Genomic DNA, 13103 nt, shown 5'->3' with positions numbered 1-13103 from the left:
CCTCCACACCTACAACCACCACCGCTGCCACACCGCACTCGACGGACACCCGCCCATCAGCCGCGTCAACAACCCTGCGGGTCAATACACCTAGGCCGTCTGGGAGCGACCGGGGCAGGGCGGAACCTGACGGCGGCCTGCGAGCGGGCGCCGACGCGGTGATCGCGGCGGGCGGCCGCGGTCCCGTACGACTCGGGTACGGCGGCACCCGGCGGGCCCCGGTCCCGGCAGGCGGGGGGCAGGTCCCGGCGGGCGGCGGCGGGCCGTGGGGCCGATGGTGGTGGAGTGGACATGGACGCGGAGATCGCCGGCCTGTACGCGCTGCGCCCGAGCGAGTTCATCGCGGCGCGGGGCGTCCTCGTGGCCCGGGCCCGGACCGAGGAGGGCCCGGAGGCGGCCCGGGCCATCGGCCGCTTGCGTAAGCCCACCCTCGCCGTGTGGGCGGCCAACCGTTTCGCCCGCGCGCGGCCGGAGCAGGCGCAGGCGCTGATGAGCCTGGGCGACGCACTGCGCACCGCCCACCGTCGGCTCGACGGCAGCCGGCTGCGTGAGCTCTCGCACGACCAGCACCGGGTGACCGCCGCGCTGGCCCGGGAGGCCGTCGAGGTCGCGGCCGGCGCGGGGGAGCGGCTGGGGGAGGCCGCTCAGCGGGACCTCCAGCAGATCTTCCACGCCCTGCTGGCCGACGAGGAGAGCGGCCGGGAGTGGGCCGCGGGCCGACTTCGCGCCGCCCCCTCGCCGCCCGTCGGGTTCGAGGGCCTCGCGCCCGGACCGGACGTACCGCGGGCCCCGGCCCGGCCGGAACCCGCCACGCCACCCGTGCCGGACCCGGACGACGACGCCGGTCGGCGGGCCCGGCAGCACGCGGAGCGCCTGGCCCGGGCCCGGCAGGCGGCGGACGCCGCAGCCGAGCGGGCCGACGGGGCCCGGACCGCCGTCGCGCAGGCCGCCGCGGACCTGGAACGCACCCGGACCGGGGTGGCCTCGCTGCGCGAGGAGCTCCACGGCCTCCGGCTGCGTCTCGAGGCCGCCGAGCGGGCCGCGGGAACGGCGGAGGGCCGCCACGAGCGGGCGCTGCGCGAGCTGGCGGCGGCCGAGCGGACCGCGGAGACGACCGCGCGCCGCCTGCGGGCCGCGCAGGACGGAGCGGACTGACGGCCGGGAAGTGCACCGTGGGGCCCTCGGATCCCGCCGACACCGTCGGGCGGCCGCTGCCCGACGGCACCCTCCGCATCGACAACGAACGCCTGGGCCCCTGGCTGCGCGGCTGGAGGGACTGCGACTGGTCGGCGGTCAGCCGCCCCTGCGCCGCCATGCCGCGCTCGCCGAAACTGATCCAGCTCACACCCGTGCGCCCCCGCTAGGCGATCCGCCGCCCCGTCACCAGGAGGACCTCCAGGGTCCGGGGTCCGTGGACGCCCTCCACCCGGTCGAGTTCGATGTCGCTCGTCGCGGACGGCCCCGAGATCCAGGTGAGCGGCCGCCCCGGGTCGAGCCGGGGGAGCGCGAGCGGCACCGAGGCCACCACCTGCTCCGGGGCCCGTACGACGCAGAGGTGGAGATCGGGGACGAGCGTGAGCGCCCGGCGGCCCTGGCCGGGACCGCCGTCCAGGACGATCGTGCCGGTCTCGGCGATCGCCACCGCACACCCCGTCACCACGGCGTCCGTGCCGTCCAGTTCGTACGGGGTCAGCCGGGGCTCGTCGAACCGCCGCACGGCCCCGGTCGCGCCGAGCCACTCCTCGGGCAGCCCGGGCGGTACGGCGACGGTGGTCGCCCCGCGCTCCGCGAGGAGCCGCGCGACGAGCCCGGCCACGCCGTCCGGGGTGGTGCGGTGGACGTGGGCACGGTAGTCGACGAGGTTCTCGTGGAGCAGGTCGAGGAGGCCGGCGGGGTCGTCCGGGGTGTGGCGCGGCAGGTAGTCGCGGACGACGGCGGGAGGCTCGGGCGCGCCGGCGACGGCGGCCCGGACGCGGGCGAGGACACGGGAGCGGGAGTCGGTCATGTGCGGTTCTTCCTCCACCAGTCGCGGAACGGCTCGGCCGGCAGTTCGGGCAGGTCGCGGTGGTCCGTCCACTGACGGGCTCCCGGCCCCGGCAGTCGCTTCGGGAGCGCCTTCCGGGCCGCGGACGCGAGGCGCTCGCCCGCCGTGAGGGCGCCCGGGTGGTCCAGGACCCAGGTGGAGGCCTTGATCGCGGCCCGTTCCAGGCGGTGGCCCCGGCCGCCCTCCTCGGCCACCCGCTCACGCAGGTGCACCAGGACCTCCGGGATGTCGATGGCGACGGGGCACACCTCGTAACAGGCGCCGCAGAGTGAGGAGGCGTAGGGCAGGGAGGTGTCGACCTCGCTCGCGGTGCCCCGCAGTTGGGGGGTGAGGATCGCGCCGATCGGGCCGGGGTAGACCGAGCCGTACGCGTGACCTCCGGCCCGTTCGTACACCGGGCAGACGTTGAGACAGGCCGAGCAGCGGATGCAGCGCAGCGCCTGCCGCCCCACCTCGTCGGCGAGGGCGCCGGTGCGGCCGTTGTCGAGGAGGACCAGGTGGAAGGCGCGCGGCCCGTCGCCGTCGGTGGTGCCGGTCCACATGCTCGTGTACGGGTTCATCCGCTCGGCCGTCGAGGAGCGGGGCAGTGTCTGGAGGAAGACCTCCAGGTCCCGCCAGGTCGGCACGACCTTCTCGATGCCGACGACGGAGATCAGCGTCTCGGGGAGGGTCAGGCACATCCGCCCGTTCCCCTCCGACTCCACCACCACGAGGGTGCCGGTCTCGGCGACCACGAAGTTCGCCCCGGAGATCCCGACCCTGGCCCGCAGGAACTTCTCCCGCAGGTGCAGCCGGGCCGCCTCCGCGAGTTCGGCCGGGGTGTCGCTCAGCCCGTCCGGCGCCGGCCGCCCCCAACTGCCCATCTTCTCGCGGAAGATGTCGCGGATCTCGCCGCGGTTGCGGTGGATCGCCGGAACCAGGATGTGCGAGGGACGGTCCTCGCCGAGCTGCACGATCAGCTCCGCGAGATCCGTCTCGTACGCGGCGATGCCCTCGGCCTCCAGGTGTTCGTTGAGCCCGATCTCCTGGGTGGCCATGGACTTGACCTTGACGACCTCACGCTTTTCAGTGTCACAGCCTCCGGTGGCCTTCACGAGGTCCGTGACGATCCGGTTCGCCTCGGCCGCGTCCGCCGCCCAGTGCACGGTGCCGCCCGCCGCCGTCACCGACTCCTCCAACCGGAGGAGATGCGTGTCGAGATGGCGGAGCGTCTCGTCCTTGATCCGCTTGCCGGCCTCGCGGAGCGCGGCCCAGTCGTCCAGCTCGGCCACCGCCCGCGCCCGCTTGTCGCGGATGGTGTGGGTGGCGTGCCGGAGATTGCCCCGCAGCCGCTCGTCGTGCACGGCCTCCCGTGCGGCCTTCGGGAACGAGGGCATCCCCACGAATGCCCGCCCGTCACCCGGCCGGCGCCCCTCATCGACCGCCGGCGCGCGCACCTTCTCGTCACTCATGCCCAGGGCTCCTCTTCCGTGCCGGCCAGGATCTCCGCCAGGTGCAGCGCCCGCAGCGGCGCCTCCTGCCGCCTCAGCATGCCGCCCACGTGCAGCAGACAGGAGTTGTCCGCGCCGCACAGGACCTCCGCGCCGGTGGACAGCGCGTTCGTGATCTTGTCGGCGCCCATCGCCGCCGAGACGTCCGGGTTCTTCACCGCGAAGGTGCCGCCGAAGCCGCAGCACTCCTCCGCGCCCGGCAGCTCCACAAGCTCCAGGCCCTTCACCGCCTCCAGGAGCCGCCGCGGCCGCTCCCCGAGCCCGAGGAGCCGCAGGCCGTGACAGGACGGGTGGTACGTCACCCGGTGCGGGAAGTACGCGCCCACGTCCGTCACGCCGAGCACGTCGACCAGGAACTCCGTCAGCTCGTACACGCGGGGTGCCAGGGCCGCCGCGTCCGTACCGAACGACGGGTAGTGGTGGCGGACCATCGCCGCGCACGAACCCGACGGGGCGACGACGTGGTCGTACCCCTCGAAGGCCCTGACCGTGCGCCGCACGAGGGGTGCGGTCTCCGCGCGGTAGCCCGTGTTGAACTGCGGCTGCCCGCAGCAGGACTGCGCCGCGGGGAAGTCGACGGTCACGCCGAGCCGCTCGAGGAGCCGGACCGTGGCCACGCCCGTCGACGGGAAGACGGCGTCGTTGACGCAGGTGACGAAGAGGGCGACACGCATCACGGGTTCCTCGGGGGACGGCTCGGGTCGGGCGGCGGCGCTGCGGTACGTAGTGTCGCAGGGCCGGTGAAGCGCGGCTCAGTGCACGCCGGGCAAGTCCTCCCGTACCGACGTCTGCCGCCACACCTGTTCCGCGATCTCCTCCACCTGTTACGGTGCTCGTGCTCAGATCCTTTGACAGCAGGCAGTCGCCGCGCTCTCTCGCCGCGCGCCCCGGTCAGGATCCCCCGGCTGACGTCATCGCCGGGCGCGGGCTTGGACGCCCGAACTCACCGCCGACCGGACTCGGGCCCGTTCCCGATACGACAGGCCGGCGGACCACTCGAATCCAGAACGGAGTGATCACGCATGGTCAACGTAGGGTTGTTCGTCCGGATCGAGGCCCGGCCGGGTCGCGAGGAAGAAGTACGGGCCGCGATCACCGCGGCACTGGCGGACGTCGAGCAGGAACCGGGCACGACCGTGTGGCTCGCCCTCCGCCTCGGCCCCACGACCTTCGCCGTCGTCGACGCCTTCCCCGACCAGGAGGCCCGCCAGGAGCACCTGGAAGCCGGTCGCGCCCGCCTGGCCCGCCTGCCCGAGCTGCTCGCGCAGCCGCCGACGATCGAGTACACCGACATCCTGGCGGCCAAGATTCCCGGACGCGCCGGCTGAGTCGCCTCATGTCTCGGGCGGCTCGTTGTCAGTGCCGTCGATTACGGTCGGTGTGATCGGTCCGAGCGGCGGGCCGGCGTACCGGGGGAGTTGTCGCGGTGAGCATCCACCTGCATTTCCGCGCCGTCGCGGAGTCCGAGATCGAGGACGACCACACCTGGCTCGCGGCGTTCATGGCCGAGGCCTGGGACAGGCATGCCGACGAGTACGCGGCCGGAGTCGCCGACTCGCTCTCCAAGTGCTGGGACTCCGTCAACGAGCTCTACACCGCCGCCGATGCCGACGGCACGGGTGCCGGAGGCCCCTGGACGCTGCCGGTCTACGGTGGCCGCCCCGCGGCCCACGGCCCCGAGGCCGACCTCCGTAACCCGCCCATGATGTACATGGACCCGCCCGAGGTGTCCCAGGCGGCGGAATTCCTCGCGGGCGTCTCCTTCGACGAGCTGTGGAACGCCGTCGGCAGGAGACTCGGGGGCGGCGGGGCGGACGAGGCGCTCTTCCGTCAGGAGTACCGCGAACACCACGAGTCGCTCCGGGGGTTCTACGGGCGGGCCGCATCGTCGGGCCATGCCGTGATCAAGGTCGTGTGGGCGTGAGCCGCCGGCGTCGGTGGTACGCGAGCGCCACCGCCGTGAGCAGCGGGGCCCAGGCCGCGAGCGGGAGGTAGCAGACGAGGAACAGGGTCCGTTGGAGCGTGCTCTCGGTGAGGTTGCCGGGGGAGTACGGGGCGAAGCCCGCGAACGCCACGTACGTGAACCAGCAGGTGAGAGCGGCGAGTCCGAACGCCCCGGACAGCGCGGCGAACGTCGCGCCCCGGGCGGCGACCGGGCGGCCGCCGAGGAGCGGCAGTCGGCGGGGGAACACCTCGCCCCAGTCGCGGACCAGGCCCAGGGTGAGAAAGGCGAGCACTTCGGCGACGGCGGTCAGGGCGAGTTGGTAGACGGCCAGGCCGAGCGTCTGGTCGTGGGCCCCGGCCACCGGTGCGCCGAACGTCAGGGCGACGCGCCAGAGGCCGGACGGCAGGACGATCAGCGGTACGGCGTGGGCGGCGACGACGGCCCATCGGGGGACGTCCGGCAGGGCCTTGAGCTTCATCATGCTGCCCAGACTGCCGCCGGCCGGGGCGCCCCGGCGTCGCCCCGGCGGCCACATCGTCTCCCCCGCACGGGGGAGACGGCCTCCTCCCATCAGGCGTTTTCCGGCAGGCCCTCTGCCGTCGTGCCCTGCCGCCATGCCCTGCCGTGACGCCCCGGCGGCCGAGACCCGCGGCTCCACGCGCGCGGAGACACCGCCCCAGGACCCGCAGCCACCCCGCCCCGCCCCCCTGCCGCGCTCTCATCCCACTCTCACCCGGGCCTTATCCCGTCATCACACGGCGCCCCTACCTTCGCGCCCATGTTCTTCACCTACCTCCGGCGCGAACTGCGCCGTCGCAGAAAGGCGGCGCTCGTCGTCGCCTCCGGGCTCGCGCTCGGGATCGCGCTGGTCATCGTCGTCAACTCCGTCTCCTCCGGCATGAACCGGGCCCAGGGCAAGGTCCTGGAATCCCTCTACGGCCTCGGTACGGACCTGACGGTGACCAAGGCGCAGGAGCGGCCCGAGGCCGGCGCGCAGCCGCAGCGGCCCCGGTTCGAGTTCCAGGGCAAGGAGGACGGCGAGGAGCAGAGCAGCGACCGGCTGATGGTCCAGGGCTTCCAGACCCTCGCCGACTCCACCGTCGACACGGTCGCGAAGCAGCAGGGCGTCGACCGGGCCGTCGGCGGTCTGAGCCTCGTCAACCTGAAGATCAACGGCGAGTTCAAGCGCGGTCAGATCCAGCGCGGCCAGGCACAGCAGGCTCAGCCCGCCGGCCCGGGCAGCGGGAACGGCGGCTCCGGCGCAGGCCCCGGCGACACCGTCACCGGCGGCGGCGCGGCCTTCGACGTCGACTCCTTCACGATCTACGGCACCGACGTGACCGCCCCCGACCTCGGCCCCCTCACCACCTCCACCGTCTCCCAGGGCCGCACCTTCAAGACGACCGAGACGGACGCCAAGGTCGCGGTCGTCGACAGCGCCTACGCGCAGCAGAAGGACCTCTCCGTCGGCGACGAACTGACGGTCAAGGGCGTCACGTTCGAGATCGCCGGCATCGCGACCGCCGACCGCGGTCAGTCCGCCGCCCAGGTCTACCTGCCCCTCAAGCAGGCCCAGACCCTCTCCGGTTCCGCCGGCAAGATCACCACGATCTACGTGAAGGCGACCGACTCGACGCGCATCGACGCGGTCAAGACCGCCATCCAGAAGAACGTCTCCGGCACCACCGTCACCACCTCCGCCGACCTCGCCCAGACGGTCTCCGGCTCGCTCGACACCGCCGCCGACCTCGCCTCCAACGTCGGCAAGTGGCTCTCGTACGCCGTGCTGCTCGCCGCCGTCCTCGTCGCCGGGCTCCTCACCTCCTCCGCCGTGGGCCGCCGCGTCCGCGAGTTCGGCACCCTCAAGGCCCTCGGCTGGAAGAGCGGCCGGGTCACCCGCCAGGTCGTCGGCGAGGCCCTCGTCAACGGCGTCATCGGCGGCGCCCTCGGCATCGCGATCGGCCTCGCCGGAGCGTACGCGGTGACCGCCGCGAGCCCGACCCTCACCGCCGAACTCGGCGGGAGCGGCGGCGGGTTCGGCGGTGGACGCGGCGGCGGCATGGTCTTCGGCGGCCCCGGCGCAGCCCGTACGGCCGCAGGCAAGACGGTCGACATCGCCCTCACCGCCCCCGTCAGCGTCACCACCGTGGGCCTCGCCGTCCTCCTCGCCCTCGGCGGCGGGCTCGTCGCGGGTGCCTTCGGCGCCTGGCGCGCCTCACGGCTGCGCCCCGCCGACGCGCTGCGCCGCGTCGAGTAGCAGCCGGAAGACCGCACCCACTCATGGACCACAGGAGTCCCACCATGTACGAACTCATCGGCGTCACCAAGCAGTACCGGCGGGGACAGCAGAGAGTCGACGCGCTCGCCGGGATCGACCTCACCCTCGCCCAGGGGGACCGCCTGGTCATCCAGGGCCCCACGGGCGGCGGCAAGTCCACCCTCCTCCAGATGCTCGGCGGCCTCGACCGTCCCACCTCGGGCCGGGTCCTGCTCGACGGCACCGATCTGGCCGCGCTCTCCGAGCGCCGGCTGACGGCCGTGCGCGGAGAGAACATCGGCTTCGTCTTCCAGAGCTTCAACCTCATCCCCACGCTCACCGCCCAGGAGAACGTGGAGACCGCGCTCGTCCCGCTCGGCGTCAAGGCGGCCGAGCGGCGTACCCGGGCCGCCGAGGCGCTGGAGTCGGTCGGCCTCGGCGAGCGCCTCGGGCACCTGCCGTCCGAGCTGTCCGGCGGCCAGCAGCAGCGCGTGGCGATCGCCCGCGCCCTGGTGAAGCGGCCCAAGGTGCTCCTCGCCGACGAACCCACCGGCAACCTCGACGAGTCGATGCGCGACGAGATCGTGGACCTGCTCGAAGGGCTCTGCGAGGAGCACGGGCTGACCTTCGTCATGGTCACCCACGACAGCGCCGTCGCCCGCCGGGCCCCTCGTCTGGCCACGATCCGGAAGGGCCGGATCACGATCAAGGAGAACCGGCGGACGACGGCGGATCGGAACGCGGTCGAGGCCTGACCGGCGTCCTACACGGACACGCCGTGGCCGCGCAGGTAGGCCAGCGGGTTGATGTCCGAGCCGAAGTACGGCGTGGTCCGCACCTCGAAGTGCAGGTGCGGACCCGTCACCCGCCCGGTCGCCCCCGACCGCGCGATCCGCTGCCCGCCCGACACGCTCTGCCCGGGCCGCACGTCGATCCGGGAGAGGTGGGCGTACTGGCTGTAACGGCCGTCCGGATGACGGATGACCACCTCGTATCCGTACGAGCGGCCGTACCCGGCCGTCACTACCCGCCCGGGACCGACTGCACGGACGGCCGTGCCCGACGGCACCGCGAAGTCCTGCCCCGTGTGGTAGCCCTTCGACCAGGAGCCCCGCTGTCCGTAGTACCCCGTGAAGACGTACGAGGACACCGGTGCCGTCCAGCCCCGTGAGGACGGCGAAGAGGGGGCGGACGGCCGCGCGGGGCGGCCCGTCCGCTGCTCGTACTTCTCCGCGTGACCGGTCCAGTACCAGTGGCCCCGTGACGGGTACCAGTACACCCGCGACTGCTTGTCCCACCCCTGCCGGCCGTGGAACACCGGCTCACCGGTGCGGGCCGAGGTCTGGGTGCGCTGCTTGTACGTGGCGTAGTGGCTGGTCCAGCGCCACTGGCCCGCCTCGTTCCGGAACCAGTACTTGGAGCCGTCCCAACCGGCGTGCGCCGGGGCGGGTTCGGCGGCGGCCGTGCCCGTGCCCACGCCGGTCAGGGCGACCACGCCGACGGTCGCGACGACCGCACGGCGCACACCGTGCAGGGCGCGCTGCCCGCCGGGTGTCCGGCCGGAGCGGACGGCGTCCGCGCAGCCCGCGCACGCGCAGTCCTGGGGCATCTCGTCGGCGAAGGCGGGCGCGTCGAATGCGGGGGCGGGGTTGTTCGGGTCCATGGTCCTCGTCACTCCTGGTTCGGGTCGGCCGGGCCGCCGCTCCGGGTGTAGAAGGCCACGGTCAAGTCCTTGACCAGGGCCTGGCGTTCGAAGTCGTCGAGTTCGACGAGCCCCCGGGTGGTCAGCCGGGTGACGGTGTCGTCCACGGCGTCGATCACGCCGGTCAGGACCGAGTCCCGGTGCTTGGCGTCCAGGACGGCGATCTGCCGCCGGCGCATGGCGGCGGCGACCTCGGGGGCGTACTCGATCCGGGTGGGCTGGGCGGAGAAGACGGCGATGCCGACCGGCCGGCACTCGGCCGCGAGCATGCGGGTCAGCGCGTCGCCGACCGCCTCGGCGTCCCGCAGGGTCGGGGCGTCACCCCGGAAGGCGTCCGCCGGCAGTTGCGAGAGCACCCGCGCGGTGGCCGCCTCCACCTGCTCGCGCAGATAGCCGAGATGGTCGTCGACCGCGAGCAGCGCACGGGCCGTGTCCCGCACCGACCAGACCACCAGGACCACCACGCGCAGCGCGGCGCCTTCGGCGTCGACGACGGCGATGGGTTCGCTGCGCCAGTGCCGCAGGCGTACGTCGATGCGGCGCCGCAGCACGAAGGGGCTGATCCAGACGAGGCCGGTGCGCCGGACGCTGCCCCGATAGCGGCCGAAGAGCGAGAGGACCCAGGCGGAGCCCGTACGGCCGCGGGTCAGCCCGCCGAAGGCGACGACGGCGACGACGGCGCAGCAGGCGAGCGCGCCCCACTGCCACGGCGGCAGCTCGGCCGTGCGCAGGGGGCGGGCCCGCCACAGCGCCGCCGCCGCGCCCCCGAGCGCGGTGAGGCCGGTCAGGACGGCGACCCAGCCGGGGACGGCGGGGCCCGGACGCTCCGTCAGGTCGGGTTCGGCGGGCGGCGGCCGGCGGGGCAGGGGCGCGGGCGTGGCGGGGCCGTCGGGCCGTGTCGCCGGCTTGGCCATGGTCCGGGCGGGCCGGTCGACCGGTGTCGCCGGCTTGGCCATGGTCCGGGCGGGCCCGTCGGCCGGTGTCGCCGACCTGGGCACGGTCCGGGTGGGCCGGGCCGGGTCCGACCGGAAGAGGTCGTTCATCGGTATGCCGCCCGTGCTCCGGCGGATGCGGACGGGCAGGGGCCGCTTCTGTGGCTCGGTCATGAGGCCCTTCCGGCCGTTCCTGAGGTGACGGCTCGTCGGATGATCTTCACGCACCATCGTCACAGGGGTGAATGTCCGGAATGCCGCGACGAAAGTCCCGAATGCCCGGGTCTTTGGTCCCGTGGCCATGGCTTCACCGCGGGCCGTTGTCAGTGGTGCCCCCTACCGTTTTCACCATGACGACGACCTATCTGGAGCTGTCGCAGGACGGCGGCGGTGCCCACAAGTTCTACGAAGTGACCGTCGAGGACCTCGCGGTGTCGGTCCGTTACGGCCGGATCGGCTCGGACGGACAGACCCAGCGGTCCACCTTCCCGACGGCGGCGAAGGCCCAGGCCGCCGCGGCGAAGAAGATCGGTGAGAAGGTCCGCAAGGGGTACGCCCCCGCGGTCAGGGGACAGCGTGCCGCGCGCTCCGTGACACGCCGTGAGGTCACCTCCGCGCCGTCCACCGCGCGGGCCGTCGCCCCCGTCCTCTGGCGTTTCCGCACCGGTTCGGCCGCCTTCGGCATCCACGTCGACGAGGAGCGCTGCTGGGTGGGCAACCAGGCGGGGGACGTCTTCACGCTCGACCGCACCGGCGAGGTGCAGGCCCGCTTCAGCCTGCCGGACGGCGTCAAGTGCCTGGTCGCCGACGACTTCTGGATCTACGCGGGCTGCGACGACGGCAAGGTGTACGACCTGTCGTCCAAGCTTCCCTTCGCCGCGTACGACATCGCCACGGACGTCGACATCTTCTGGCTCGACATCCACGAGGGCGTCCTGCACGTCGCCGACCGCTCCGGCCGGCTCACCGTCATCGACCACGAGGACGAGCACCAGTGGGCGCGCTCCGGCGCCGGGGAGCACGCCTGGATGGTCCGCGCCGACGGGGACGCCGTCTACTACGGGGACACGAGAGGCGTCGCGGCCCACGCCCCGGACGGCGGCGGCGAGCTGTGGCACACGGCCACGGAGGGCGGGGTCCTCTTCGGCTGGCAGGAGGACACCGCGGTCTACGCGGGCACGTCCCGCAAGAAGGTGCAGCGGCTCGCGAAGAAGGACGGGCGCGTGGAGGCGGTGTTCGCCTGCGACAGCCCGGTCTACTCCTGCGCGACCTCGCCCGGCGGCCGGTTCGTCTTCGCGGCCGACTCGGCCTCCTCCGTCTACTGCTTCGCGGAGGACGGCACGCGGCTGTGGAAGCTGGGCACGGGCGGCGGTTCGGCGCTCTCCATGCAGTACCGGGACGAGCGGCTCTACCTGGTGACCACGGACGGTTCGCTGGTCTGCGTGGACGCGAGCGAGGCCGCGATCGCGGCCGCCAAGCAGGGCACGGTCCCGGTCGCCCGGGACGTCAAGCTCGCCGCCGCGCTTCCGGTGTACGAGCCGGCCACGACCGTGACCGCCGTGGCCGCCGTCAGCGACGCACCGGCCGGTTCGGTCGTCGTGGAGTGCGTGACCGAGGGCGGCAGGACCCGGGTGCGGGTCGTCTCGCAGGGGTACGACTCCGGGTGGAACGTGCAGTTCCCGCGGGCGATCCGGGAGCCCGGCGCGCGGTACGTGGTGGACGCCCTGCACCCGGCCGCGGGCGGGTTCTACCGGGTGCGCGGTGACATCCGGCGGCTGCTGTGACGAGCGGAGCGGGGGGAGTGCCGGGCGTCTTCGAGGCGGCCACGGGCGACGGGCCGCCGCTGCCCCCGGCCGAGGCCGAGCAGCGGTCGCGCGAGATCCGCGCGGCCGTCGACGGGCTGCTCCAGATCAGGCGGCTGGCCCTGAGCCGGGGCGGCGACCCGAGGACCGCGCCCGCCGACTGGGAGCGCCGGAGACCGGTCCGCGCGGTGGCCCTCGCCCTGGAGTCCGGTGGGATCACGCCCTCGTCGGTGGACACCCAGGGGGCACGGCTCTCCACCGGGTACCGGGTCACGGCGGGGGAGCGGCCCGGGACGGCCGTGGTGGAGTGGCTCGGCCCGCCGGGGGCGGGCGCCGCCCAGGAGGAGGCGGCGGCCCTGGGCGCGTGCGTGCCGGCCCTGGCGCGGCTCGGCTGGGAGGCGCTGCTCTACAAGGGGCCGCGCGGCCGCCGCTTCCTGGAGGTGGAGCCCATGTCCCCGTGAAGCTCGACCGTGAAGCTCGACCGCGAGGCGAGGCCGTCAGGCGATCGAGGCGGAGACGATCGCCGAGACCGCGATGTTGCAGGAGGTCGTCACCCAGACCGCCGGATGCGGCTCGGGATCGACGAGCGTGGCGCCGAGCTTCCCCGGCGTGACCAGGTCGACGACGAGGAAGGCCACCGCCATCATCACCAGGCCGAGCAGGCCGAACGCGGCGGTCGAGACGAGCCCCTTGCCGAAGTGGTCGTACGTCGTCCAGATCGAGGTGAAGACGATGCCGCCGATGCCGAGGAGCGCCGAGCTCAGCAGGATCGCGGCGTTGCGGTTGCGTTCCTCCCAGATCTGGCGGCCGAGCTTGCCGGGGGTCAGCAGGTCCACGAGCACGATGCCGAGGATCAGCAGGACCACGCCGAGTGCGCCGTAGGCACCGGCCCGGCCGAGGCCGTTGACGATGTCGCTCATGAAGTGCCGGC

The 13103-nt window shown here is 73.7% G+C and carries 14 protein-coding genes and 1 pseudogene; 8 read left to right on the top strand and 7 right to left on the bottom strand.

What is annotated here, in order from left to right; genetic code table 11:
• Positions 1-291: 291 nt before the first annotated feature.
• Together ACZ7HT_RS34500 and ACZ7HT_RS34495 are read left to right on the top strand one after the other, a co-directional pair.
• Entirely contained in the window at positions 292-1155 is an 864-nt protein-coding gene (locus ACZ7HT_RS34500) for a hypothetical protein (RefSeq protein ID WP_471173347.1), read from the top strand.
• A 17-nt stretch (positions 1156-1172) separates the two neighbouring features.
• On the top strand, positions 1173-1364 hold the full coding sequence (locus tag ACZ7HT_RS34495) for a hypothetical protein (protein ID WP_471173345.1): 192 nt from the start codon (positions 1173-1175) through the stop codon (positions 1362-1364).
• Here the strand turns inward: ACZ7HT_RS34495 and ACZ7HT_RS34490 are convergent.
• The 3 genes from ACZ7HT_RS34490 to ACZ7HT_RS34480 all read right to left on the bottom strand — a co-directional run bounded on the left by ACZ7HT_RS34490 (position 1361) and on the right by ACZ7HT_RS34480 (position 4208).
• Entirely contained in the window at positions 1361-2005 is a 645-nt protein-coding gene (locus ACZ7HT_RS34490) for a LutC/YkgG family protein (RefSeq protein ID WP_471173344.1), read from the bottom strand. The genes ACZ7HT_RS34495 and ACZ7HT_RS34490 overlap by 4 nt on opposite strands.
• Positions 2002-3420: a lactate utilization protein B gene (locus ACZ7HT_RS34485; protein WP_471173350.1), complete on the bottom strand. Its 1419-nt coding sequence runs from the start codon at positions 3418-3420 to the stop codon at positions 2002-2004. Before ACZ7HT_RS34485 ends, ACZ7HT_RS34490 begins: the two co-directional genes overlap by 4 nt.
• Positions 3421-3491: 71 nt before the next feature.
• Positions 3492-4208 (bottom strand): (Fe-S)-binding protein, encoded by a 717-nt coding sequence (locus tag ACZ7HT_RS34480; RefSeq protein WP_471173340.1) that lies wholly within the window; start codon positions 4206-4208, stop codon positions 3492-3494.
• Between the two features lie 348 nt (positions 4209-4556).
• Between ACZ7HT_RS34480 and ACZ7HT_RS34475 the strand changes: the two genes are divergently transcribed.
• Positions 4557-4862 carry a putative quinol monooxygenase gene (locus ACZ7HT_RS34475; protein WP_471173337.1) on the top strand — a complete coding sequence of 102 codons (306 nt, stop codon included), beginning with the start codon at positions 4557-4559 and terminating at the stop codon, positions 4860-4862.
• A 98-nt stretch (positions 4863-4960) separates the two neighbouring features.
• Positions 4961-5458, top strand: a complete 498-nt coding sequence (locus ACZ7HT_RS34470; RefSeq protein ID WP_471173336.1) for a DUF1877 family protein — start codon at positions 4961-4963, stop codon at positions 5456-5458.
• Here ACZ7HT_RS34470 and ACZ7HT_RS34465 read toward each other — a convergent pair.
• Positions 5439-5960: a hypothetical protein gene (locus ACZ7HT_RS34465; RefSeq protein ID WP_471173334.1), complete on the bottom strand. Its 522-nt coding sequence runs from the start codon at positions 5958-5960 to the stop codon at positions 5439-5441. The two genes, ACZ7HT_RS34470 and ACZ7HT_RS34465, sit on opposite strands and share 20 nt — an antisense overlap.
• A 297-nt stretch (positions 5961-6257) precedes the next feature.
• On the opposite strand from ACZ7HT_RS34465, the gene ACZ7HT_RS34460 reads away from it, so the two are divergent.
• Both ACZ7HT_RS34460 and ACZ7HT_RS34455 read left to right on the top strand, forming a co-directional pair.
• Positions 6258-7736: an ABC transporter permease gene (locus ACZ7HT_RS34460; protein ID WP_471173332.1), complete on the top strand. Its 1479-nt coding sequence runs from the start codon at positions 6258-6260 to the stop codon at positions 7734-7736.
• Positions 7737-7780: 44 nt separating this feature from the next.
• Complete coding sequence (locus ACZ7HT_RS34455; RefSeq protein ID WP_471173330.1) at positions 7781-8491, top strand: ABC transporter ATP-binding protein; 711 nt, start codon at positions 7781-7783, stop codon at positions 8489-8491.
• Positions 8492-8499: 8 nt separating this feature from the next.
• Here the strand turns inward: ACZ7HT_RS34455 and ACZ7HT_RS34450 are convergent.
• Both ACZ7HT_RS34450 and ACZ7HT_RS34445 read right to left on the bottom strand, forming a co-directional pair.
• Positions 8500-8859, bottom strand: a pseudogene (locus tag ACZ7HT_RS34450) (M23 family metallopeptidase); the annotation flags it as partial.
• Between the two features lie 548 nt (positions 8860-9407).
• Entirely contained in the window at positions 9408-10544 is a 1137-nt protein-coding gene (locus ACZ7HT_RS34445) for an SPFH domain-containing protein (protein WP_471173328.1), read from the bottom strand.
• A gap of 176 nt (positions 10545-10720) precedes the next feature.
• On the opposite strand from ACZ7HT_RS34445, the gene ACZ7HT_RS34440 reads away from it, so the two are divergent.
• Positions 10721-12154, top strand: coding sequence for a WGR domain-containing protein (locus ACZ7HT_RS34440; RefSeq protein ID WP_471173326.1), 1434 nt, complete (start codon positions 10721-10723; stop codon positions 12152-12154).
• Between the two features lie 17 nt (positions 12155-12171).
• Complete coding sequence (locus tag ACZ7HT_RS34435) at positions 12172-12633, top strand: hypothetical protein (RefSeq protein WP_471173323.1); 462 nt, start codon at positions 12172-12174, stop codon at positions 12631-12633.
• Positions 12634-12669: 36 nt separating this feature from the next.
• Here ACZ7HT_RS34435 and ACZ7HT_RS34430 read toward each other — a convergent pair whose 3' ends face one another.
• A complete protein-coding gene (locus ACZ7HT_RS34430; protein WP_471173321.1) occupies positions 12670-13092 on the bottom strand; it encodes a DUF350 domain-containing protein in 423 nt (140 codons plus the stop codon).
• Between the last annotated feature and the right edge of the window lie 11 nt (positions 13093-13103).

The organism is Streptomyces sp. NPDC037410 (genome assembly GCF_055602235.1).
Note: the sequence above shows the minus strand (reverse complement) of the source record. Positions and strands in the feature narration are given on the sequence as shown.